General features: G+C 51.5%; 20 protein-coding genes and 1 pseudogene. 13 read left to right on the forward strand and 8 right to left on the reverse strand.

Features of this window, described 5'->3' with window-relative positions; all coding sequences use genetic code 11:
• Positions 1–69 precede the first annotated feature (69 nt).
• The 4 genes from J0G10_RS17070 (at position 70) to J0G10_RS17085 (ending at position 2,979) form a co-directional block, all read left to right on the forward strand.
• The gene (locus tag J0G10_RS17070; RefSeq protein WP_095126353.1) at positions 70–300 is read left to right on the forward strand and encodes a hypothetical protein; all 231 of its coding nucleotides are present in this window, start codon (positions 70–72) and stop codon (positions 298–300) included.
• Between the two features lie 118 nt (positions 301–418).
• Complete coding sequence (locus tag J0G10_RS17075; RefSeq protein WP_008082703.1) at positions 419–649, forward strand: hypothetical protein; 231 nt, start codon at positions 419–421, stop codon at positions 647–649.
• A 257-nt stretch (positions 650–906) separates the two neighbouring features.
• Positions 907–1,191: a hypothetical protein gene (locus tag J0G10_RS17080; protein WP_093431037.1), complete on the forward strand. Its 285-nt coding sequence runs from the start codon at positions 907–909 to the stop codon at positions 1,189–1,191.
• Between the two features lie 828 nt (positions 1,192–2,019).
• A complete protein-coding gene (locus tag J0G10_RS17085) occupies positions 2,020–2,979 on the forward strand; it encodes a hypothetical protein (protein ID WP_220556309.1) in 960 nt (319 codons plus the stop codon).
• A 158-nt stretch (positions 2,980–3,137) separates the two neighbouring features.
• On the opposite strand, the pseudogene J0G10_RS30015 reads toward J0G10_RS17085, so the two are convergent.
• Positions 3,138–3,212: pseudogene (locus J0G10_RS30015) on the reverse strand (hypothetical protein); the annotation flags it as partial.
• Positions 3,213–3,562: 350 nt separating this feature from the next.
• Here J0G10_RS30015 and J0G10_RS17090 point away from each other — a divergent pair.
• A complete protein-coding gene (locus tag J0G10_RS17090) occupies positions 3,563–3,730 on the forward strand; it encodes a hypothetical protein (RefSeq protein WP_220556310.1) in 168 nt (55 codons plus the stop codon).
• A 601-nt stretch (positions 3,731–4,331) separates the two neighbouring features.
• On the opposite strand, the gene J0G10_RS17095 is transcribed toward J0G10_RS17090, so the two are convergent.
• From J0G10_RS17095 to dbpB (J0G10_RS17110), 4 genes are all read right to left on the reverse strand, one after another.
• Positions 4,332–4,631: a hypothetical protein gene (locus tag J0G10_RS17095; RefSeq protein WP_220556311.1), complete on the reverse strand. Its 300-nt coding sequence runs from the start codon at positions 4,629–4,631 to the stop codon at positions 4,332–4,334.
• Between the two features lie 137 nt (positions 4,632–4,768).
• Positions 4,769–5,131: a 6-carboxytetrahydropterin synthase QueD gene (gene queD / locus J0G10_RS17100; protein ID WP_218394887.1), complete on the reverse strand. Its 363-nt coding sequence runs from the start codon at positions 5,129–5,131 to the stop codon at positions 4,769–4,771.
• A 42-nt stretch (positions 5,132–5,173) separates the two neighbouring features.
• A complete protein-coding gene (locus tag J0G10_RS17105; RefSeq protein ID WP_220556312.1) occupies positions 5,174–5,611 on the reverse strand; it encodes a hypothetical protein in 438 nt (145 codons plus the stop codon).
• A 32-nt stretch (positions 5,612–5,643) separates the two neighbouring features.
• Complete coding sequence (gene dbpB, locus J0G10_RS17110; RefSeq protein WP_095974524.1) at positions 5,644–6,699, reverse strand: DGQHR domain-containing protein DpdB; 1,056 nt, start codon at positions 6,697–6,699, stop codon at positions 5,644–5,646.
• Between the two features lie 182 nt (positions 6,700–6,881).
• On the opposite strand from dbpB (J0G10_RS17110), the gene J0G10_RS17115 reads away from it, so the two are divergent.
• From J0G10_RS17115 to J0G10_RS17150, 8 genes are all read left to right on the forward strand, one after another.
• Positions 6,882–7,817, forward strand: coding sequence for a hypothetical protein (locus J0G10_RS17115; RefSeq protein ID WP_029290756.1), 936 nt, complete (start codon positions 6,882–6,884; stop codon positions 7,815–7,817).
• Complete coding sequence (gene dbpB / locus J0G10_RS17120; protein WP_220556313.1) at positions 7,814–8,935, forward strand: DGQHR domain-containing protein DpdB; 1,122 nt, start codon at positions 7,814–7,816, stop codon at positions 8,933–8,935. The genes J0G10_RS17115 and dbpB (J0G10_RS17120) overlap by 4 nt, the downstream gene beginning before the upstream one ends.
• Positions 8,932–10,230, forward strand: coding sequence for a tRNA-guanine transglycosylase DpdA (gene dpdA / locus J0G10_RS17125; protein ID WP_220556314.1), 1,299 nt, complete (start codon positions 8,932–8,934; stop codon positions 10,228–10,230). The genes dbpB (J0G10_RS17120) and dpdA overlap by 4 nt, the downstream gene beginning before the upstream one ends.
• Positions 10,227–11,282: a DGQHR domain-containing protein DpdB gene (gene dbpB / locus J0G10_RS17130; protein ID WP_220556315.1), complete on the forward strand. Its 1,056-nt coding sequence runs from the start codon at positions 10,227–10,229 to the stop codon at positions 11,280–11,282. Before dpdA ends, dbpB (J0G10_RS17130) begins: the two co-directional genes overlap by 4 nt.
• 27 nt (positions 11,283–11,309) lie before the next feature.
• The gene (gene queC / locus J0G10_RS17135) at positions 11,310–12,011 is read left to right on the forward strand and encodes a 7-cyano-7-deazaguanine synthase QueC (protein ID WP_220556316.1); all 702 of its coding nucleotides are present in this window, start codon (positions 11,310–11,312) and stop codon (positions 12,009–12,011) included.
• A gap of 63 nt (positions 12,012–12,074) precedes the next feature.
• On the forward strand, positions 12,075–12,710 hold the full coding sequence (queE, locus tag J0G10_RS17140) for a 7-carboxy-7-deazaguanine synthase (RefSeq protein WP_220556317.1): 636 nt from the start codon (positions 12,075–12,077) through the stop codon (positions 12,708–12,710).
• 617 nt (positions 12,711–13,327) lie between these two features.
• Complete coding sequence (locus J0G10_RS17145; protein ID WP_220556318.1) at positions 13,328–14,326, forward strand: hypothetical protein; 999 nt, start codon at positions 13,328–13,330, stop codon at positions 14,324–14,326.
• A 2-nt stretch (positions 14,327–14,328) separates the two neighbouring features.
• Positions 14,329–15,063, forward strand: a complete 735-nt coding sequence (locus tag J0G10_RS17150) for an HAD family hydrolase (protein ID WP_220556319.1) — start codon at positions 14,329–14,331, stop codon at positions 15,061–15,063.
• 246 nt (positions 15,064–15,309) lie between these two features.
• Here J0G10_RS17150 and dpdD read toward each other — a convergent pair whose 3' ends face one another.
• The 3 genes from dpdD to dpdJ are packed head-to-tail and all read right to left on the reverse strand — an operon-like array spanning position 15,310 to position 22,666.
• The gene (gene dpdD / locus J0G10_RS17155) at positions 15,310–17,559 is read right to left on the reverse strand and encodes a protein DpdD (protein ID WP_220556320.1); all 2,250 of its coding nucleotides are present in this window, start codon (positions 17,557–17,559) and stop codon (positions 15,310–15,312) included.
• Positions 17,556–18,089 carry a phospholipase D-like domain-containing protein DpdK gene (gene dpdK, locus J0G10_RS17160; RefSeq protein WP_220556321.1) on the reverse strand — a complete coding sequence of 178 codons (534 nt, stop codon included), beginning with the start codon at positions 18,087–18,089 and terminating at the stop codon, positions 17,556–17,558. Before dpdK ends, dpdD begins: the two co-directional genes overlap by 4 nt.
• Positions 18,086–22,666: a protein DpdJ gene (gene dpdJ, locus J0G10_RS17165; protein ID WP_220556322.1), complete on the reverse strand. Its 4,581-nt coding sequence runs from the start codon at positions 22,664–22,666 to the stop codon at positions 18,086–18,088. Before dpdJ ends, dpdK begins: the two co-directional genes overlap by 4 nt.
• Positions 22,667–22,676 lie beyond the last annotated feature (10 nt).

Below are 22,676 nucleotides of genomic sequence, written 5' to 3' on the forward strand. Positions count from 1 at the left end.
TGCCTATTTTTTGCACGATTGCCGAGGGCTTCTATAGTTGATCTGACACAAATCAGCTGCGGTGACGCCATGGAAGACATTTTCGTCGTGAAGCGTTGCAACAAGATCATTATTTACGGTCGACGTGCCGAAGACAGCCAGCATGATCCCGCGAAAGCCACTAGCTGGTTTCGCATCTGCGACACACGTACTGGCGGTTTCATCGGCGATGGCCATGACGCGGAAGAGGACGCACGACGTGAATGCAGACGCCTCAACGCAGCGAGTTCCCCATCAGCGGCCCGCCAGTCTTCAGGCTGATGCCGATCAGAAGCGGGTCTATACTGAAACCAGCTGAAGGAGCAGCGCCCCACGGCAGAAGGCTCGCAACACGCGGGCTTTTTGCTGCAGCCCAGGTTTCATAGAACGGAGGTGTTCCATGTCCGAAAAAGAGTCCATCACCACCCTCCTCACCCTGCTCGACGCTCGACAAGCGCGCCTCGCCGCCGCTTGCAAAGAGATCGCCGACTGGGTCGATCACCAAGGTGGACACCCCACCGCCCTGCGCATCCGAGACCGGCTGAACGACATCGAGAAGGATGCTCCGCTGATTCGCAATACGCTGTCGGCGCTAAAGCCTGTTGATCGGCCACTGCCTCGGTTCAGATGAACTCGACCCGGCCAGGGTTTCAGGAGTTTGCTCATTAGCGGTGACACATGAGTCACCGCGCTTGTGTCTGGCCGTTATGTTTATTTTTCCAGTTTTTCACGTGACGACTACATCTGCGCGTCTACAGTGAAGCCACTCCTTTGCAAAGTAACGCCCTCACCCGCCCGCATGCGGGTGTTTTTTTGCCTGCGTCCAAACGGCGAACGGTTGCCGTGCATGAGTTGTCATAACTTATACATGTCGAAAAGGAGACAGTTATGGTTATCCATTTCAACGTCGACGGGCATCTGGCCTGCGGCCATAAAGGCAAACAACTGTCGGCAAGCCGCGAACTCAATCGCGTGAAGTGCCGCAGTTGCCGCAATACCGATGCCTACAAACAGGCGCGAAAGGATCAGCGCAACGCCACCCGCCGCATGGCCCGTCAGGCCAAGACCTCCCACGGCGCGACCAACTGGCGCGCAGAATGGATCGAGCGCCTCACTGCAATGGCCGGTCTTCAGCGCTTGCCTCGCGGCTTTAGCGGGCAAGCATTCGTCTAGCAGCGCGTATAAGCAAGGCACAAAAAAGGCCTGCATGAGGAAACTCATGCAGGCCTTTGCTATTCAGGGTGGCCGAAGCGGTACGCCTTTATGAGCGGCCACTAGCACTAGTGGCAAAAGCCTGACACGGGCAGCACTCACAAAAACATTTCAACAACCGATGCATCCATTTTGATCGCTGGCTCGTAGATTCAATACCCTCACTCGGAGGGCACAAGAGCCAAGGGCTTCCCTACTACGGCAGGCATTCGAGCCAATCGTCTTTGTTCCTGCCAAGTGATGCCCCTTCCCCTCCCTTAAAAACTTTTACTGAGGGTCGCAATCTCTCGTTTTATAACCACTCATTCGCTACCCCACCAGAACTGCAATGAACCAGGTAATGGATTGGACTTGGACAATTGCTGTTGATCAACCACCGTAATCGCTAACGGTCGTCAAACGCTTGGTATATGCGTTGGCAGCAATCCTGTCGATCATTAAGTCGAATGAAAGACGCATCAATCGGAATAGAGCCCGCGAGTACTACGGTAGCCGGCGCCTTTCTCCTTGAGAACCTGAGCACACGAACGGGCAGAAAAGTCCTAAAGGCTTCAACTGGCGTGAGCAATTCAAGATGAAACGCGTCCCTACGTGAGTGGCAGACCAATGTAGCACTGCTTGGCATCGGCACTGGATCGACGCCTTGTCGCTTACCGCCAAGCACACCTTGACCGCTTGCTTCGCCGTGGCATCGCTATGAGAACCATTAATACAGTGCTATTTGTACTTGATATCATTGCGCCATTAGTGCATACACCCTATCCGTGAAGTTCTAACGCGAGATAGAGAATGGATGTGCTGAACAAGCTGAAAAATAATTACGTCAAGAAACGCAAAGCCACCACGGCCCGTACCTATTTAACCTTTCGCGGTTTCTTTCTACGACTGTTCAATGCCGAGAAATACTGGGATGAACTGACTCTCGAGGACGCTCGGCTTTTAGATTTTGGTGTGCAAACGCTGACCGAAATCCTTACCCAGGAACCAAAAACCCGGGACGAGTTGAAAACCTATCAATTGATTCTAAAAAACACCAACGCCAAGCTCACCGAACGGGGAAATTTCCTGCTCGCGTTGGTTACGCTTATGTCTGCTCTAGGCGTGACCAAGCTCACGGAAGCATGCGAGTGGACGAAAGAGCAGTTGTCCGGCTGGAAAATGTTTGCAATCTTCGGCGCAACGATTTTTTTTGCGGTCCAAGACACCTTGCGAGTACGCAACAGAGCAGCAATCCATGAAGAGCTGATCAACGTCATCGAGCATTATCTTCAAGCTACAACGACCGTGGTTTCACACCCCCTGCCGGTGCAAGCGCAGGTACAGGAACCTCTGCCTACGCCCGTTTCGTCGGAAGTGATGAGGCGGTTTATCAGGATGACTTTCAACCGAGGCACTTCTTTCGCATTGTTTAAGGCTAGCATGGTGCTGTTCGGTATCGCCTTGATCGGTATGTCACAAACCGCGCTGACGCTTTACGATAAAGAGGTCGACGCCTATTCGAGCAAGTACAAAATCGAAGCAGTTATTGGCCGACAACTGGACCAAATAGATTGCCCTTTTTTGACGGCCTACAAAGCCGACTGTCTGATGGCACAACATAAAATGGACGCCGTGAGTTCCAGCCTGGACTTGCTCGATACGGTGGTCCGCTGGGCATTCCGCTCCGGTATAGGTTTTTTCATACTCTCGATCACTTTTTTTATCAGTACGCCTCTGGTCCGAGCGTTCTACACAACGAAAAAGCCTTAATGGGAGTGGCTATGCAGCTGATTGTAACTGTTGTATCCAGTTACGATGACCGTACAGAGCACAAACCTAAACCGCGGTGAGGAGCACCGAACTCATCTTTTCACTAACGCGAGCGTAGGGTTTCAGGTTCAGAGGCTATGTCGACTTTCCCATACATGTAGCGCAACGAACTGGCGGCAGACGCCTGGGATGGCCTCACTGTTGACTTTTCGGAAGTTGGCGATGGTCTTGAAAACCGCCGACCGTAACAGGTCCATAAGTTCGAATCCACATAGCCTTCGCTAATATGACAAAGCCCTGATTATTCAGGGCTTTGTCGTTTCTGGCTTTTTATAAAACTCCACAGCCCACACCCAGGATGAAGTATTGCTTTTCGACCAGCGGCTAATTTTTCGAAAAGTCTTGCCTGGCGATTTAGGACTCATTCGAAGCCTTCTACTTCTTTACTGTGCCGCGTCGTTGCGAAGTCCATTTCAAGCAGGACGGCCGAGCATTGCCCCCCCTACGAACTTGGTGATGCGCCCTACCCAACACTCTGCAAGACATCGCTCAGCAGTGTGGCAGTGTCGGCGATGGGATCATCATGCAGACCTCTCTGCCGCCCAAGAAATACCAAAGCGCCACGGAAATTCGCGTTGATTTAGTTTCTGGCGCTCATCGTAGCCACGTCTCCGTGGTGATGCTGAACGGCGGAGGAAAGTCCGTTTTCGAGGGGCATGCTCCACAGCGCTTCAAGGCGGATGACGCCTGATACGAAAGTGCCGGGCTACTGCATCGCATCATTTGTAATGCCAACGCTTCCGATTTCACTCTATTGGTGGCGTGGTGGTTCGTCGATGAGAAATAGGCGCTGCCCAGCCCCTACAGTTGCTACCGGTAGCACTGTGTCCCGCACTCAGTGAGACGCAGTAACTGAGTAGAAAAAATCGGAGTTACTCCGAACTTCAGTCAATACGAAGTACCGGAGTGACAGATGCACCATTACTTGAAGTTAATTTTCTGGAGATTGATATGAAAACTCTCAAAGCCCTGTTCATTTGGGTGGCATTTGGTATTACGACCCCTGTATTCGCGTAGGGCAACAGCGACAGAGTGTTCGAGCGGAATGATGCTCGTCGCGTCAAATCCACTAGCAAATGATCAGTAGTCAATTCGTTTGATAACGACGTTTAGGTATCCTAGACATCACTCCATCTCAGTATCTAACTGTATCGACACGACCAACGCTCGACGATAATGTAGAGGTGATGCATGAAAATCAACGACCACCACTCGAGGAGCAACGGACACCAATGTCTTTATCCGTTCCACAGGAACTGAGACGTAGACCGAGAGCAATCGACCATTTGCGCTCATCGAGCAATACTTGGAGTAACAGATTCTTTGGCGATGAAGGCAAACCCTTCCACCAATTGAATCTCTATCTCCGGATACTTAAATTCCTCTGGATAAACCACAGTACCTTTGAAAGTGAGGACAGCGAATTCTTGGATATCGTCCTCCCCAGACGATACTTCGCGTCGGGTAGCCATTCGAAATGACCACGAAAAGTCCCAAGAAGTAATCTTCGCCTGGTACCATTTAAGAGAATATGGTGAACGAGTCTGAGTACGTCTAGGACTTTTACCTCGACCGTTGTTAGGCTTGACCATATCCACCTCCCTACAGGGCCGAGGGCCGAGTGCCGAACTAGACAAGAAAATCAACCACCAAACTCGACAATGAAAGCCTAGACCTATCCAGTGAACTACACACTGCGCATAGTTCTATTTTATTTACACGAGAGTGGTTATACCTCCGGCCCTCTATAAATACATCCACTTGTACATGTCTCGTGAATACGTACTGCGGATAGCTCTGGAAGCAATGGCTTTAGCTCCTGCCAAACCCAAACGGCTAAAACCTCGCTCGTCGGATTTTCCAGTCCGGGAATTTCATTAAGATAATTGTGATCTAAGCGTTCATACAGAGGCGCGAAAATCTCCTTTATCTCGGAAAAATCCCTGACCCAACCCGACGTTCTATCGACAGGGCCATCAATATAAATTGCAATACGAAAGGAGTGACCGTGCAGGCGCCCACATTTGTGCCCATCTGGAACATTGGGCAGTCGATGAGCGGCCTCAAAAACGAACTCTTTAAAAATCTCCACTGTTCCTCCGGCATCTCACGCGACAAAAACCAAACAGCTAGACTAAATTTTCCAAGACTCAAGGTCGGCGCATAACGTTTCAAACAAAAACTCTACAACTTTGGCTCGCCCCTCACCCAGCGCTGATGCAATGGTGATCACGGAAACCAAAATGGAGTTAACAGTGTGTAAATCGGTTACATCACTCAAACAATTCAATATTTCTTCGAATTTCCCCAACATAGCAGTTTGGGAAAAATTTAATGCCTTCACCACATGGGTAGATGGCGTCAGGTAGAGAATATTCGCACGCGTCCGTAAACCGTAGGCTTCAGTCAGCATGCCATAACCTTCCGAAGGGAAAGCTTCGTCCTGCCCTGAAAGCCTTCTCAATGCTTCCTGAAAAGCCATGGATAGATGAAGAATGACTTCAGAGAACTCTTTCACACTGGCGTCACTGGCCAGGGCTGGAGACAGATCCGAGGAAACCAAAGTAGTCATAATGCCTCCTAAATATTAGTAATGATTACCAGTTAGCTAGGTACGAGTTCCGAACTTCGAACCACCCTGGTCAAATGATCAGTCAAAAGATGAATATCACCATGTAAATTCTGAACTCCATTCCATGGCCGGTTGCCTGTTTTAAAGGACCACTCTCCCGAATCGAGCGTCCAAGCTGTATATCCTTGTAGCTTTCTAAGGCCTAACTTGAATACTGGGGCCAGTGGCGCTCCTGTAGCACACAACTGCTCCATGACGAACCCCATAGAAATAATCCCCGCGCTATGGACGAGACGAGAGCTTTTAGGCGTGTGACCATGCCAAGCATTTCCAAACACCTCCTGGACCGCCTGGAAAAACTCACTGATGGCCAAGAAACACCGATCCTCACCTCCCGACAACTCAATCACCTCCCGACAGTAACCGTCAGATAGGGAATTCATTACCAGTTTCTGGAGCGACGTATCCCCGATGACCCCTGAGGGGTTGGTATGCTGCTTAATCTGTCCTTGCAAAGAAGATCGATCATCATAATTCAGCATTTCCACGATGCGGGCTGCGCGGGCGCGGGAAGTCATTCTGAATGGAAGGCCGCTGACAGACGGGAGCAGTTCATATACCAGCGACTTTGGTAATGGACTGGTGTTGTTGACGAGAATGAATTGCCGGCGAAGCTCTTCCTGATTTTCACACACAAGAGCAGAGACCAGTAACTGGAACGAACTCCCCTCGAGCCCAGCTAACGCAGATAGGCGCTGCTGACCATCCACAACGAACCCAGGAGGGCCGGATGAAATATCCACCTCAATTTCTGCATAGGCTCCATTTCCTTCCACCACCCGGACCCCACTGGTAAACGCTAACACCACAGCATTGGGCATTACCGCATCGGGACGGGAGAGGTAGTCGCGAATCTCTCGTATGTGCTTGGACACCTGTGGCCGCTGAAAGCCATGAAGGGCGCCACGATCATCACGCTTGACTCGGTCGATGCTAGCGATCGCCAAAATCTGCTCAACGGTAGCCGCAAACGATACCACTTGGTGGGTTGGGCTCTGTAACGCCTTGATTGCGCTGAACTTAAGCAATGAATCTCTTCCTTCATTGAACGGCACCCACAGAAGGAGGGGTAGCAGCAGTATTGAGGCTCTTATACCAACCCTTCCGCATAAAAACTAGCTTAAGCGCATTGGCCCATACAGTTATTAAATGGTAAATTGTCAGCCTCAGATAAATGCAACATCCGTCAAAACAGGCCTACAGTTTTCCCATGAGAACCGTCATCATCACCAACTGCACCAATCGAAAACGTCTCGACGGCCTGCCGCCGGTGGTGCTGAACGACGAGTGTTATTCATCGATTGCTGCCATGGCAAAGGCGTGGAAGGGGCAAATAGACGAACGTCCCACAACTCTGATGGCATCTTCACTTTACGTGGGCAGAAGCGTTTCTGACGCGAGGCGCGTAGCAACGAAGTTGGACGCGAAGCTAATGTTTGCGTCGACCGGCTTAGGGTTGATTGAAGGCGATCAGAGATGTCCACCGTACAACCTGACGGTGGCTCAGGATCCGAATTCTATCATCCCACGTCTCGAAAAATTGGGTGTGCGCGCATCAGATTGGTGGGAAGCCGTGAATGTCACCCAATCAAAGGGAAGCGCCCTAGCGGACCTCGTCAGCCAACCCGACATCGACTTGGTGCTCATTGCCCTCTCTTCAAACTATGTCCAGTTGATAGGCGAAGACCTTGGAAAAATCAGGGACACGCAGATCGACAAGCTCAGAATATTCACTTCCCGCCCAGGCATCGAGATGCTTCCCAGCCATTTACGACGCATCGCGATGCCCTATGACGAACGTCTTGAAACCTCAACACTACCAGGCACTCGCAACGATTTCCCTCAGAGAGCCCTGCGTCATTTCATTGAGATTCTTGAACTGTCGAGTGCTCCTGCCGAGATCGCTCGAAAGAGCGTCAGCGCGGCGATGGATCTTTTATCCCTAGCAAAAACGACCATCCGGCGGCGCGCATCGGACAGTGAAATTGCCTACATGCTTGAGTGTGTGTGGGCTGACTACCAAGGCAGTTCCACCCGATTGTTACGCTACTTAAGGGACGACGCCCTGGTGTCGTGCGAGCAATCGCGCTTTCGGAGGATCTGGCAGGACATCAAAGGTCAAGACAGCATAGAGAGCAAAGCATGACGAGCGAAGATGCGATTGTGGTGCGTGCACTACGCACCACGCAAGGCGACAACCTTGATGTGTATGCATTATTCATCAGGGGATCTGACCTGGTCCGAATTGCCGACATCAGCCGCCTGTCGCGCGAAGACAGCAGTCCCCTCAAGGGTTTTCAGCGTCCCGAGATTAAGAGTCATGTCAAAGGGATCGCTGAGTACCTCAATCAGGGAAATGTACTTTTTCCCAATGCAATTATCCTAGCGCTGTCTCCTGACCTGCGTTTTGTTGCAGCACGAGGAAGCAAGCCGACAGGCGACGCGGGGCTTTCGCAAGCGGGTACCCTGACGATCCCTATCAGGGAGGAAGGAATGAGGTCTGCCTGGATAGTGGACGGGCAACAGCGCTCATTGGCGTTGGCGAAAGCGGCCAATTCGGATCTTCCTGTGCCAGTGATCGGTTTTGTGTCCGACAGCCTGACCACCCAGCGCGAGCAATTCATTTTGGTCAACAAGGCCAAACCGTTGCCCACTCGACTGATCAACGAACTACTGCCGGAGACAGGCAGCATCCTTTTGCCCCGCGAACTGAGTGCTCGCAAAGCACCAGCTGAGTTGTGCGGGCTTCTTAGTCGTGACCCCAACTCCCCTTTCCACAAACTCATAAAGCGGTCGTCCGAGCAAAATAGCAAAGCAGTGATCACTGACACCGCTGTAATAACGATGATCCGCAACAGCATCGGTAATCCGTTGGGGGCGTTGGCACCCTATACCTCCAGCATCGACGGAGCAGCGAACGTTGAGTCAATGTACAACTTACTGACGACCTTCTGGCGGGCAGTGCGTGATACGTTTCCTGAGGCATGGGCACTTGAATCCAAGAACAGTCGACTCATGCACTCAGCAGGGATCATCGCCATGGGCGTACTTATGGATCGGATCTACGCCAAAATCGGTGGTCAGCGCGAAACCTACGAAGGCGTGTTACAAGAACTGGCCAGAGTCGCCCCTTACTGCGCATGGACAACAGGCCAGTGGCCGATGATTAATGTCCAGTGGAATGAAATCCAAAGCACCCCTCAAGATATCAAGGCGCTGCAAGAAACCTTGATCCGCCTCTATATGACCAGCGCTCACCAATGAAATTTTTATACGCCGACACCCAAGACTACGTAGACCCAGACTACGATTTCATCAACGATCGAAATGCGCCGGGCCGGAAGAGATACTGGGATGACCAGTATGCGCACGAAATGATGACGCCCGTCCCTTATGACGGGCTCTTGGTCTCGATGAGCGCAGTGCGACCGGCAAATGGCGTCGCTAATTCAAAGGTCCGGTACTCGACTTCCGAGCAGCAGCGCTTCTTGAGAGAAGGCGCACGCAAATTTCTACGACTCGATGGCATTCAGTTCAAAGATACGATGGTCCTAGGGGACTGCGGGGCTTTCGCCTATGTAGAGCACCCTACCCCTGCGTATAGCCCAAGCGAAGTACTAGAGTTCTACTCAGACGCGGGGTTCACCCACGGTTGCTCGCCGGACCACATCATATTCAACTGCGACTCCAGCAATCCTCCAGCGCTGAGCCAGTCGGAAGATGTGCTGTTTCGGTACGAAATTACGCTCAAAAATGCGCAAGAGTTTCTGCGTTTAGTGAAGGAGGCGGAATGGCCTTTCGAACCTCTTGGAGCGGTACAGGGTTGGTCGCCTCAAAGCATGGCGAACGCTGCAAAACAACTCGAAGACATGGGTTATCGCTACTTGGCGATCGGAGGTCTAGTACCTTTGAAAGTCGATCAAATCCATGAGGTGCTGAAAGAGCTTCGAGCGGTCCTTAAGCCCGAGACAAATATTCATCTGCTGGGTTTTGCTAAAGCGGAGAACATCCATGAATTCACCGGATATGGCATTACCAGCTTTGACTCAACCTCCCCCCTTATACGCGCATTTAAAGATGCGAAGTGTAATTACTACATGGGCAATAACACGAGCAAACTGGATTACTACACAGCTATTCGCATTCCTCAGGCGATTGAAAATCCACGCCTGATGCAAGGAATAAAAAAAGGCATTCTGAGCGCAGAAGAGTTACAAATCAAAGAAAAAGCAGCGTTGCTAGCAATCCGCGACTACGATAAAAACCTGCTCGACTTTGATTCAACTTTAGCCGTGCTAGTAGACTATCTCCGACTGACTCTTTCCGGCTCAATATCGTCATCATTAGAAATGGAAAAGGAAATCGCCAAGCACGTCCGACTAATCTCACCCACGCTGAGAGATAAACCGTGGCAAAAATGCCAATGTTCGATTTGTCAGTCAGCAGGTATCGAAACTATTATCTTTCGAGCCAGCAATCGAAACAAGAGACGTGGATTTCATAACTTAGGCGTGTACCACCGCCACCTTCAGAAAACTCTGGAACTTTCGAAACAATGATCTATCGATTTAAGGGTGTGCGTGCCCAACAGGCCTCCGGGCATGATGTATTTTCGTTTGCGGCCACTCCAAATGAAATTTTAGATTTTTCTGAAATTGAGAGAGTCGGCCGCGATGAAGAAGGCCACCTCAAAGGCTTTCAGCGCCATCAAGTCGCGTCGCACATCAGAGATATTCGTGACTATCTTCAGCGCGACGATGCATTGCTTCCTAACGCAATTATTTTGGCCTTTCTGGATGGGGTAACGATTAAAGACCTCAGCGAGGGTATTGTAGAAATCATCATTGATGCTACCGAATCCAAGCCAGGCTTTGTGGTCGATGGACAACAACGACTCAGCGCCCTTGCGACGATGGAAAAACCTGGATTCCAGGTATTTGTATCTGCATTGATTTGTAAAGACTACAACGAACTGCGACAGCAGTTTGTGCTTGTCAACAATACGCGACCGCTGCCAAAATCGCTGATCTATGAACTTTTACCGACGGTTGACGGCCTGCCAGAACGGTTCACGAGTCGTAAATTTGCTGCTCGCATTATTGATTTGTTGAATTTTCTGCCTAACTCCTCTCTATTTGGCGAGATCAAACAACATACGAATCCTAGAGGAGTACTAAGCGACATGGCGATGCAGAAGTTCGTGATGAACTCTGCGAATGATGGCGCGATTCGTAGCTTCATGAAGTTTGATGACTTCGAGGGGCGCAGCATCGAGCTTATCAATAACTTCTTCCATGCAGTGCGTGTAGTTTTCAAATCGGAATGGGAAGGACTAGCGCCCAGGAATTCACGCTTGAAGCACGGGGCGGGTCTGGTTTCTTTGAGCTTCGTTATGGAATTGCTTTACTCCGATCAAGGCACAACCAGCAAGGAAGGTTTTATCAAAGGTCTAAAGCTTTTGAAACCTCATACGGCATGGACAAGTGGCGATTGGCACATTTCTGAAACCGACCGCCGCCCCTGGAATGGTATCCAGAACACGCCCACTGATATCGGATTACTCACCAAGTATCTGACCGAAAAACTCAAGCAAGAACTGAAGCGGCGCTAAATCAGACCCAGTCCCGAGGAGAGCAGTATGCACACCAAAGCCTTAGTTCTTTTTTCAGGCGGACAAGATTCCACCACCTGCCTTGCCTGGGCGCTGGAACGTTACGAGCACGTCGAGACCATTGGCTTTGATTATGGCCAGAGGCATCGAATCGAGCTCGAATGTCGGCTGAGTATCTTGCAGGAGGTACGTAACAGGTTTCCGAACTGGGCCAAGCGGCTCGGTGAGGATCACGTGCTTGACCTCAAATTACTCGGACAGATCAGCGATACGGCGATGACCGCTGAAAAAACCATAGAGTTTGAAAAGAATGGACTTCCCAATACGTTTGTACCCGGTAGGAATCTGCTGTTTTTGACGTTCGCAGCCACTATTGCCTACCGACGGGGCCTCACAGTACTAGTCGGGGGAATGTGCGAAACCGACTACTCAGGCTACCCAGACTGCCGGGACAACACCCTTAAAGCCACCCAGGTGGCATTGAGTCTCGGAATGGACGCTCCCGTGATCATTGAAACCCCCTTGATGTGGCTCGACAAAGCTCAGACCTGGCGTTTGGCTGAAAACCTAGGCGGTCAAGATTTGGTCAGCCTGATTCAAGAAGAGTCCCACACCTGCTACCTCGGGACTCGACAGGATAAACATGAATGGGGCTATGGATGTGGAACGTGCCCAGCTTGCGAACTGCGCAAAACTGGATATGAGCAGTACATTCAAGAACGAGATTGATGATGGTTCAGCGGTGGCGGATCAGTGCACTCGCCACCTATTTGAATCCGATGAGTAAACAAAATGACTTACAGCATCAAAGAAATGTTTTACACCCTTCAAGGGGAAGGCAACCAAGCGGGTCGACCCGCGGTATTCTGCCGATTTGCTGGATGCAATCTCTGGTCAGGACGGGAGCAGGATAGGGCTAACGCGATCTGTACATTCTGTGACACCGACTTCGTCGGAACAGATGGTGAAGGCGGGGGTAAATTCAAGAACGCTGAAGCCCTCGCCCATGCCATTGATTCGTTCTGGCCTATATCCCATCAAGATCATAAGTACGTGGTATTGACGGGCGGAGAACCACTGCTTCAGGTAGATGACGCATTGATAAACGCACTGCACAATCTTAACTTCTGCATTGCTGTTGAAACCAATGGCACCATCGTAGTTCCCTTAGGTATAGATTGGCTTTGTGTAAGCCCCAAATCGAATGCTGCACTTAAAATAACTACTGGAGACGAACTTAAACTTGTCTACCCACAAAAAAACTCAACACCAAGCATGTTTGAACATCTAAATTTCAACCACTTTTATCTTCAGCCTATGGACGGATTGAAAATCGTAGAAAACACTGAGACGGCGATACGCTATTGTAAAAGCAATCCTAAATGGAAGCTTAGCTTACAATGTCACAAAATCTTAGCCATTCCTTAACCCCGACACTGCCCCCCATAACAAAAAACACTAATTGCTCTCGCGATAGCCCCGCCATCAAAAACATCGACTCTGTAGAAGCAACGAAAGCAATAGATCCACTTTAGACTATCTACTATTAAAATTCATTAACTAAACAAACCAGTAAAAATCAACACTCCATGCTCCAAAACCAACTTAAATAACCTAGATAGCAACATTGCGAAATTCAACATAAAAACATCGTAGCGTGGAGTTTCACTAAAACTCTCCATAAAGATCATAACCGAGAGAAATTGAGCCTAAGAGATAATACTGCCTATTCGAAAATACATTTAAGATGTAGCTCAATTACTCCCTTGAATGTACCTATTTTTCGTGACTCCCAGACACCCCGAATTCTGGGCACAACCTTCGATTGGTAATGCCGGACTGCAACCCGCTCACACCGGAATCGCATCATAGCCACTGGTCACTGCTGCGGATTCCACAATGGGTGATGGACTGCAATGAAGCTTCGCTATTGAGGTCGCAACCTTTTTTTGATAAATTGGGAACCGAATACCGACGAAATACCAAGTAACTATAAATCAACTTTTAAAAGCTCAATACAACTGCCACAAAAAGAGATTTTACGAATGCCTTTTCAGAAACCTCTATCCAGAATACTTACAACTTTAGGATCCTGGGCATTAACAATGGCAAAAAAACTCGCCCCCAACAATGCTCAAGAGGAGTTCAAAAATAGATTACGACATAAACTATGGTTTGTCGTAGACATACCTCTTTTTATTGACGAAAAAGCCGTAAAAAAATTACACGACGCACTAAACCGCCCAGAATTCGAAACAAAGTCAAGAAAGGCAAACATATCATCAGTAAACATGACCGAATACAATAGTGAAATTACAGGGGGTGGTGAAATAGGCCTCGCCCCCTTCATGAAGTCGTCAACCACTACAAAGTTTGGCCAAAAACGAAGCTCCAGCACAAGCAAAGGCGCCGAGATCAGCCAAGAAAAAAACGATTCCGCTGAAATGCAATTTGAAAAGATAATAAATTTTTATGCAAACAACTATCCAAACAGAATTTTTTGGGCAAAAACCGATCTTACGGAAGTGTTCAACACCGAAGGACTTTCTCTTTCGTGGACAGATGTATCAGAACTAATAAATACTCCCGCCCCGCGCCCTCTCATAATATTTGAGGTACCTATCGGATCAAAAATAGTACCCATGGCGGCAGAAACAGAGGATGGTAAACTTATAGAAATCTATAAGGACTTTATAAAAAACACAAAAAACGGCAAAGAAATCCCCCAATACAGCTCCATCCCTGCACAAGCACAGATATATTGGGGAAGTTTAGAAAAACACTTCGAGTCATCAGTCGCAATGAAATCCGTAGAAAACGCGACAAAAAACGGGGGCCGAATTGACTGGATAGACTATCGACTTATTTCTCGAGTTGGAAATCAAATCATACCAATTCATCTACACTTAGCCCCAAAAGGAGGATACAGTACTGGTACCTTCGCATATCAAACAATACGTCGCGGACATAAACATGGAATCAAGATAATCGGCACCCTAAAGCAAGGTGAAGACATTAACGTATTAGCAATTTACGAGAATTAAACATGACTATTCTCTGGGTAAGCGATGCTGATAATACTCTCTGGGACACTGATAATATTTATGCTGAAGCACAATTAAAATTACTATCAGAAGTCGAAGAAAACCTTGGCATAAAAGTCGATAAAGCCAACAAACTTAGTTATATAAGAGAAGTAGATCAGCACATTTCAAAACGACATCACCTAGGGCTAAGGTATCCTACAGAGCTATTGATATCGGCACTAAAAAAAAGACTTATCGGTACTCCCATACAGACAGCAGTTAAGCACTCATTGGCTTCAGGGTTAGAAAGTAGCGATAGCTTTTCTAAACATACAGCCCAAATATTTTACAATGACATAAGCGTTACTCCACCATTAAGAAACGGGGTAACGGAGGGATTAGAAGCACTTCACAGTAACGGGGCGACAGTAGTTATTGCCACGGAAGGGTCTATAACAAGAATCAAACGACATCTGAACGAACATAACATTTCGCACCTTGTGGCACTATCCCTTGAAGGCACCAAATCCGTGGTCTTTTATCAGAGGATCGCCAAGCTCTATCAAAGCAAAGAAGCATGGTCCATTGGTGATCAACTAACACGTGATGTTATCCCTGCATTGGAAGCCGGCTTTAACACAATTTACTTTCCTGGCGGCTTTAACCCTTTCTGGCAAGAAAATCACACTCTGCCGAATGAAACCATAGCAGTTACTAGTTACAATTCCGGCGTACAATCGGCAATAAACCCTTAAGTCAAATTATCTAAAAATATCAATTATCATTACCCCCCATAACTTGCAAAATAACTCTAGCCTCCTTCGAATAAAATCGTCAAAGACTAGTGCCGCAGGAACGGTTCGACGGACGCAGTTCGAATGAGCATTAGAATACCACTAAAAAACGCGACTAATTTGTATTGCTTGTGCTGCTCTCACCTTGCCCCCCCGATTCACAGCATGCCGCCTGTTATCTACAGGCATCTTTCGGGCTAGTGGCCCTCATCTCAATTGCTCAAGTTCGCTCATAACACAACTCAAGATGCTAGCACTTCCCTTCCCCATCGGGAGCAGGGTTTGCCGACTGCCACGTGCATCCTTCGCCGCATAATAAGCTTGGTGTTTGCTGCTCTTCCAAGCAAAGACGAAGATATCCGCGTTCGCCGCGAGATGCTTAAGCTTATCGGTTGCCGCCAGGTCTGCGTTCACTTCCACACGCGCCAAAGGCAAGAGTTTTCGAAGAAACTGCCGTGCGCGCTGCCCAGCGGGTTCAGTCAAGGTATAGATACCAATTAAACCGTCGAACTCAGAATACTCTGCTGTTTCGGCGTCCCCCTCTTCCTGAAAGGAGAAAGCCGTTAGCAAGTCGGCGCAGCCGTAATCCTTTGCCAGCAGGGACAAGATCGCATGTTGCGCTTGATTGAGACGGTGAGTGTGGGTGCGTGCTAGCTCCACGACTGCCATAAAGAAACGCAATCGCGACTCATTGTCTAAGGAGACATATAGGGCGAGTACTTCAGTTGCATTGAGCGCCCAGTCGATGTTTCCAGGCGCGTTGTTAGCGTTAAGTATCTCTGTGTAGGCATCAAGCGCTTCGACGTAATCATCCCTCGACGGACCAAGACTGACCAACGCCTGCATGACGACAGAGGCCAACTCGAGCTCATTGGCCGACACCACCTCATTCCATGCGACGATGCGGATTAACATGGTGTAAAGCGGTATGAAGCCACGCACAGGATGTGCCTGGCGATCGACGAAGAACTCCACCAAGGCGCCGAAGGCATCGCGAAACACACATTCTGCCTCACCGCTCGCGTTGCCTATCTTCTCGGCCAACTGACGGCAGGCCTCTGGATCCGAAGCATAGGCCTCAGCACTCCAACGCGTGAGTGCCTCCTCCAGGATCTGCAGCGGAGGGCGCTCACAGCGTCCGGCTTCAACATAGCGAACCCAGGACATCCAATCGGTGTCAGGACGCTCTTGCGACGCTTCTGACGGCTCTGACTGCAACTGCTGCAGTCTGCTCAGATCACGTTTTGTCCATGTTGCCCGCGCGGCTTTGGGTGCATTACCCACCGCTTCGAGCACCCGCCGAGTGGTTTCAATATCCTCTAGTTCCACTGCGCAACGCAGCATGGCAGTGTACGTCCAAGCGCTGGGGAAGGATTCAAAGGACAACTGCAGCGCCAACTCATAGTCGTCATCAGCTAAGGCCTGACGTGCCAATTCAAAGACATCGGAACGCAACGACGGGGCAGACACCAAACGGCTGGACCAATACTCAATCAGTTCTGGCCCGGCTTGAACCGGATAAGCGGCAGCAATGGCCCCGCAACGCGCCACATTTGGTTCGTCCTGCACAAGTTCATAAAGCAGGAAGGCCTTCAGTACATTAGGTTGACGAACACCTTTCCGTTCCTTAAATAGCGGGCCGAAGTGACGCATGATGTCATTTCGAAAAACTGTCAGGATGGCTTCGACATTCGGGTCATCCTCGATGGCTGCGATATAAGTTGCATAAAGCGCCTCGACCAAGTCGGTGATGGTCTGAGCAGGTAACGACAGACCTATAACAGACTTGATCAGCGAGTAATCGTTCGCCAGTTGATACTGGCGACCGAGACCGGCCAACATGCGAATATCCAAATACTTGTGCTGTTCAACATCAATACGGCCGCTGGCAACCAATTCGTGGCGTAAACGTTCAGCATCTGCCTCGTTACCGGCCAGTAGCGCCCGATCAAACTCAGCACGGATCTTGCCGAACGGACGTTGCGTGCGGTCAGGGATGTCTGGGCGGCGGCGCAGCAAACTAAGATACAACTGCAAGGATTGTGTAACATCGCCGCGCGCTGCCGCATTCACTGGCCGCAAGCAGAATACGAAACGACCAAAGCGTTTCTGCAAGGCACACTCGATTTCGTCGCCACAATCGACCTGCAGTGGTTGGCCACGGAAATCGCTGTAACTTGGGCCGACAACAGCTGTCAACTCCTGCACCAATGCAACTGCCGATGCCTCATTGCTAGCCATTGCATACCAATGAGACGGCCCATCAGCATCGAATACAGGCAGCACAATAGGCGATTGGTAGCCTTGAGTAACAAAAGTTGCGATCCACGGGTTTACCTGCTCCAGCCATGCCGCCGGCGCGCTACCACCGACAATGGCTTCCCAGTGCAGGGCATTGCGCCCAAAGAAAAAACGCCCTAGCCAGGACTTTTCCTGAGAGGGCAAGACGTCAATCATGCAGCCTCCCTGTAGCGGGCGAATTCAAGGCGGGTTCGACCAAGATCGTGCTCATCGAGCGAGAACTCGACCCATTCGTCATTGATCATCATGCCGTTGTAGGTCAGGTTCATTGAACCCATCAACAGGCAACGCGTGAGCAGGATGCCCTTGGTATGCAATTGGCCGTGGATGTGCACCGCGAGTTGATCTTCCAGACTATGCTCACGAGTCAAATCGGCGATCCGGGTACGGAAGGCATCGTTGCTGGCTTCGCTCCGGGTGACGATATGCACTTTTGTACCGTAATTCATCAGAGTCACAAGGACATCGGCGAGGCGGATCTCTCGCCGCCCCCATTCGGGATTGAGGGCATCAAAGCTACCGGACCGATTGTCGATCAAGACAACATTGCTGATCCAAGGAGAAACGATCCAAATCTCGTGGCCGGGTTGCAACACTTCGGCCACGAACATAGTCTGCAATAACTCCTGGATCGTGGTGACGCCAGTGGTTTGCGTCTTGAAAATGCGCCGATGGAGAATGTTCATTGCACTGCCTCGACGATTTCAATATCAGCTTCGATCATTGATTGGGTTTGGCGGATGCCCTGTAGGCGGGCATAAGCGCGCAAGTAGCCGGATTCGACCGGATTGGTTACCAGTGCATTGAGCGCGGAAGCTAGGCGAGCACGTTCGGTTTCCGGGCAGGTCAACGTAACTTGGCGGCCGGCGTTGAGTTGCTCGGCAGTTCGCAGCAACCAGTCACGGTCCAGCAGCGAAATGCAGACACGATCGTCGCCGATGGTTTCCACCACCAAGAGGCGCTCGATCAAAGGCAATTCAATGAAGGGATTTCTTATCTTCAGTGCGGACTGGCGAATCGCCCGACCGCGGGGCCATAAGAGGCCATAGATAGCGCCAATGCGCCAAGCCGCGCGGTCGTTGCCTGGAGGGGAGCCAATGTCGGACACAATACGATCGATATCGTCCGATTGGCTTAGGTAATAACTCATAACGCGCAGATCGACCTCTATGCCGATACGCGCCTCCTCACTCTGCCAATGATCAAGCACTCGGGAAAGGTAGAGATCCGTCGCCGCGCCCGATCCCGGTCGCAGAACACGGTTACCAAGCGCCACTAAAAAGCCGTGGAAGGGGGAAAAACCTTCCTGCAACAACTTCCGACGTAAGCGTTGGAAGGACTGTGTCATTTCTTCCTGGCTGGCGGCGGCACGGAATTGGCGCGCCAGTGCGGCGCTTTCCGAATCTCCGTTACCATTGTCCTCGGCCAGCACGGTGACCATTTGTTTGAGTTGATGGTCGATCAACTCAAACTCGCCCATGCTCAGATTGGCGCGTACGGTAGCGAAGAAGCGGCGCGGGTCTTCCGCGTAGCGCCGCATAAATTCCTCGATCAGTCCGTTGCCCCCCGGACTACGCTCGGTAAACCACGCCTCCACCGCTTCTGAGTCAAAGCCGACGGCTTGGCCGGGGAGTACCGGGCCGCGTTCTAAGTCGACCGTCAGGTCTTCCGGATCGATGCTTGGGCATAGGTCGGTAATCGAACGTAGAAGTGCTGCAGCAAGCGTGGAATGGTAGACCCCACGTAGCCACGGTTCCCAGCCGGAATCGATTGGCTCCCAAAGCATGGAGCCAAACTCGTGCAATTCCGCAATCACGATGGGATCGCGCAGACAGGCATCCAGTTCCTGGCGTAACTTTTCTGGACTACCCGCCGTCTCGTCGCCGCCCTGTACCTCGACCACTTGCGACTGAAATAGCAGGCCCAGCACATCTGGAAGCGAGATCGATGCCTGCCCCTGTCGAATAGAGGCGTCGGCCTTGGCCAAGCCGATCTGTCGGTGCATCGCTTCATAGGTCATGGCAGACAGGTAAATCTGTGCTAACCACTCGCGCATGAAGGGGCTCGCGATCATGGCCAAGCGCTCACCGCGCCAAGCAAGGTCAATGAACCGAGCGCTGCGTACTGCGCGCCACTTCGCTTCGTCGCCCGGAATCTGACGTAGGTGCAAATCGGGAGGGATATCGATCTGGAACACCATACCGTCGGCGGAAAATTGCGCTCCCAGACCCACCGCTTGGTTCTCACGTTGAAACACCGTATCGGTCCGCACCTTCTCCGCGCCAACACCAATCTCCGCCGAAGCGCCCACCGCGAAGCGTCGAATCTCTACTGGAGCATGGCGTGAGTGCGTAAAAAAGCCGATACGGGTGACGATCTCTGCCCACCGGCTGCCAGCGGGCGGCGTCAGCCAGCCCGGTTCGATGGTGGCGACGATTTGGCTATGCCATTCCAAGGAGGCATTCGACGAGTCTTTCACTGCCGCCGGGGGGGATTGCGGTGCCAGGCGTACCGGGCGGTAAACTGGCAGAGCTACCGTTTTACCGCCCCGGCGTACCAGATACTCCCCTAGCAGCACGTGGTTACCGATGGCATCGACATCGAGACCGAAGACATCGCTGCAGATGCCCGATCCGCTTTGGAAGTCCGGCGACGGTGCGATCCAATGGCGTTCAGTACGATAGCGCACGCCATAGCGCCGGCTGACGCGACCGGGCGCGAACTCGCGCAGTGCGGCGAACACAGACATTACAGATGCATTGGAGGGACTTGCCGAGTGCGGCTCTGGCAGATCGATGGCGACCTCGGCTAAATTGAGGTCAGCGAAAAGAGAACCCGGAATAAAGTCTGGTAAAGGAGTGTTGAAGGCTTTGTAGTCCTCCTGTGGGTTACCGTCTGCACTCCAGTGGCTCGCTAGGCGCCGGAGCGCGGTCGGCAGCACAGTTGTCAGCAACGGTCGCGGGTACTCCCACAGTATTGCCGACAACTCCTCGTCAGACAGGCGCAGCGCGCGGCGCAGATAGTCGGAGAGACGCCGGCTACCCGCTTCGGTTTCAAGAATACTACGCAGTTCACGTATTAGGCGCTGTCGACGCTGTGCATTGAGCTTGTCGCCACCGCTCAGGTCGCTCCATACGCTACCTGCAGCACCGTCCTGCAGTCGCAATGCCAGATAATCTATGGTGGCATACACTGCTTGCATTCGGGTGATGTATCGGTTCGCCAAGGGCAATGTACGGACAGGCAGTTCCGGATCGAACAGCAAATCGTAACTCTGGTAAGCAGCGCGATCGCGACCATAATCAGACAGCACAACCGCCGTCCAGGGCCGCATACCGCGGGTGCGGCCGCCGCGACCCTTACGCTGCAGGAAACCTGCGATTCCGCGCGGCGCCTTGTGCTGAATCACTGCACCAACGACCGGATCGTCGAAACCCACTTCCAGGACGGCAGTGGCGACAATAACTTCCGAGCTGGCGTCAACACCACGATCCTGGGAGCTAACCCGCTTGATCACTAAACGGTGCTTGAGGCCCTGATGTAAGTCTTGGCAGAAGCGCCAGTCTTGCCCGTTGGCATAGCGCAAGAGAGAGGAACCGGCCTCGCGCAGCACTGCCAAACCGCCGTCAGGCGCATGGCGCATGTCAGGGTCGCCATAGCTATTGCGTCCTTCAGAACTGAGCAAGTCGAAATACAATCGATTGATCACATCTAGGTTATCGGTGAAGACGAAGGTGCGCTGGCCAAAGACGCCGCGACTGACCGACTGTTCCGGTTGCGCGGCTTTTGGATCGAGGCAGCGCTGCAGCACCATGGCGGTCTGAATCGTTGTGGACAGCAATGCCGTGCGCGAGACCGGATCGCCGCGCAGGGCAATCATATACTCGGCACCTTCGGATTCGATCTCGTCAGCACGCGGTGACACTTCATCTACAAGGTTCGCGCGACAACCTGTTAGCGCCGCGAAGAACTGTGAAGCTTCGCGCAAGGTCGCCGACAAGCCGACGAAGCGCAACGATTGATCGAGTAGCCGCTGCCAGCGCCGCATTAGATATGCGACTTGCGCACCGTGCTTACCTTCGTAAGTATGCACTTCATCCATCAACACCAGTTCCGGTGCATGCAGCGCCTTGGGGCCAACGCCGAAAAGATGCATCATCGAGTTGTCCGAGAGGCGCTGGTTCAGCATCTCGGTGGTGGTGAACAGGATGTCCGGTACGGAGTTCTTGAGCGATTCCCGGGTCAGCGGGAACACAGTGCCGTCCAACACTGCTTCACAAACAGCGCACACCAAACGTTCGCATCCCTCCTTACGATCCTTGTGCAACCAGCGCAACTCACCGCCACAGTCGAGACAGGCAAGAGTCGGACAGATCTGATCATTACCTATTTTTGTCCACTCACAGAACTGTGCGGAAAACGGGGTATCTCCATAGAGCGCACCAACGCGAATCGACACCTGATCCTTTTGCGGTAAACCGGCTTGAAGGCTACGGATGCGCTGCAAGACTTCGCGCAACTGATCCTTAAGCAGTTCGGTGCGGGGATACAAGGCGACCGCCTTGACCCAGCGCTCGGCCTTGCCTTCCACCAGCACATGGCGGTAAATCGACGCTAGCGCCGGTATGTAAAAAGCGAGAGTCTTACCACTGCCAGTACCCGCGCAAACGATGGTCGCCAAATCCTTCCCAGTTTCGATCGCGCGCAAAATGCGCTGGGCAGCGCGTACCTGGAAGCCGGACAGACGGACAGTGCGATCGGGGGGCGTTAGCAGCGCTTTTACAGCTGCTAGCAGCGCCGGACTTGAGGCTGCCTCACCTATCATGGTCAACGCCTGCTCGACGGAGATGTCTCGCGCTGGATAACGACGACGACGACGCAGAAAACGGAAGTCGGCAACTAAGCTAGGGGCCTGTTGCCATCCACTTGATCCTGAGTGTTTCGGGAACAGTTGCCGCAAGCGCTGCAGTAAGCGCACGGTTTCCGCCATGCGTGATCGGTAACCGATTGCGCCACCACTCCTGGGCACCTCGGCAATCCATTTGCGTCGTCGTAGTTCCTCCAGAACATCCTCAGCAGAGAAAAAGTCCTCGATGCCATCGTCGATGGCTTCGTCGATGGCTTCGTCGATCAGGGGATTGAGCAAGTCGCTGAGCTCTTCATGACTGAAGACACCATCGACGATGCCCCAGACCAGCAACCTTGCTTCACGCTCTTCGATGCGATCCAGCACCAAGGCAAGAAAACGTTCGCGTGCTTCCAAGATGACTCCG

Origin of the sequence: Pseudomonas germanica, from assembly GCF_019614655.1 — a bacterium.
Taxonomy (GTDB): Bacteria; Pseudomonadota; Gammaproteobacteria; order Pseudomonadales; family Pseudomonadaceae; genus Aquipseudomonas; species Aquipseudomonas neuropathica.

What these genes read in the sequence shown, in the direction of transcription:
- dbpB (WP_220556313.1), top strand. Translation starts at nt 7,814, where the DNA reads ATGACGAGCGAAGATGCGATTGTGGTGCGTGCACTACGCACCACGCAA.
- J0G10_RS17095 (WP_220556311.1), bottom strand. Translation starts at nt 4,631, where the DNA reads ATGGTCAAGCCTAACAACGGTCGAGGTAAAAGTCCTAGACGTACTCAG.
- queC (WP_220556316.1), top strand. Translation starts at nt 11,310, where the DNA reads ATGCACACCAAAGCCTTAGTTCTTTTTTCAGGCGGACAAGATTCCACC.
- J0G10_RS17150 (WP_220556319.1), top strand. Translation starts at nt 14,329, where the DNA reads ATGACTATTCTCTGGGTAAGCGATGCTGATAATACTCTCTGGGACACT.
- dbpB (WP_220556315.1), top strand. Translation starts at nt 10,227, where the DNA reads ATGATCTATCGATTTAAGGGTGTGCGTGCCCAACAGGCCTCCGGGCAT.
- J0G10_RS17075 (WP_008082703.1), top strand. Translation starts at nt 419, where the DNA reads ATGTCCGAAAAAGAGTCCATCACCACCCTCCTCACCCTGCTCGACGCT.
- J0G10_RS17115 (WP_029290756.1), top strand. Translation starts at nt 6,882, where the DNA reads ATGAGAACCGTCATCATCACCAACTGCACCAATCGAAAACGTCTCGAC.
- J0G10_RS17145 (WP_220556318.1), top strand. Translation starts at nt 13,328, where the DNA reads ATGCCTTTTCAGAAACCTCTATCCAGAATACTTACAACTTTAGGATCC.
- J0G10_RS17085 (WP_220556309.1), top strand. Translation starts at nt 2,020, where the DNA reads ATGGATGTGCTGAACAAGCTGAAAAATAATTACGTCAAGAAACGCAAA.
- dpdA (WP_220556314.1), top strand. Translation starts at nt 8,932, where the DNA reads ATGAAATTTTTATACGCCGACACCCAAGACTACGTAGACCCAGACTAC.
- J0G10_RS17080 (WP_093431037.1), top strand. Translation starts at nt 907, where the DNA reads ATGGTTATCCATTTCAACGTCGACGGGCATCTGGCCTGCGGCCATAAA.
- dpdD (WP_220556320.1), bottom strand. Translation starts at nt 17,559, where the DNA reads ATGATTGACGTCTTGCCCTCTCAGGAAAAGTCCTGGCTAGGGCGTTTT.
- dpdK (WP_220556321.1), bottom strand. Translation starts at nt 18,089, where the DNA reads ATGAACATTCTCCATCGGCGCATTTTCAAGACGCAAACCACTGGCGTC.
- J0G10_RS17105 (WP_220556312.1), bottom strand. Translation starts at nt 5,611, where the DNA reads ATGACTACTTTGGTTTCCTCGGATCTGTCTCCAGCCCTGGCCAGTGAC.
- J0G10_RS17090 (WP_220556310.1), top strand. Translation starts at nt 3,563, where the DNA reads ATGCAGACCTCTCTGCCGCCCAAGAAATACCAAAGCGCCACGGAAATT.
- queE (WP_220556317.1), top strand. Translation starts at nt 12,075, where the DNA reads ATGACTTACAGCATCAAAGAAATGTTTTACACCCTTCAAGGGGAAGGC.
- J0G10_RS17070 (WP_095126353.1), top strand. Translation starts at nt 70, where the DNA reads ATGGAAGACATTTTCGTCGTGAAGCGTTGCAACAAGATCATTATTTAC.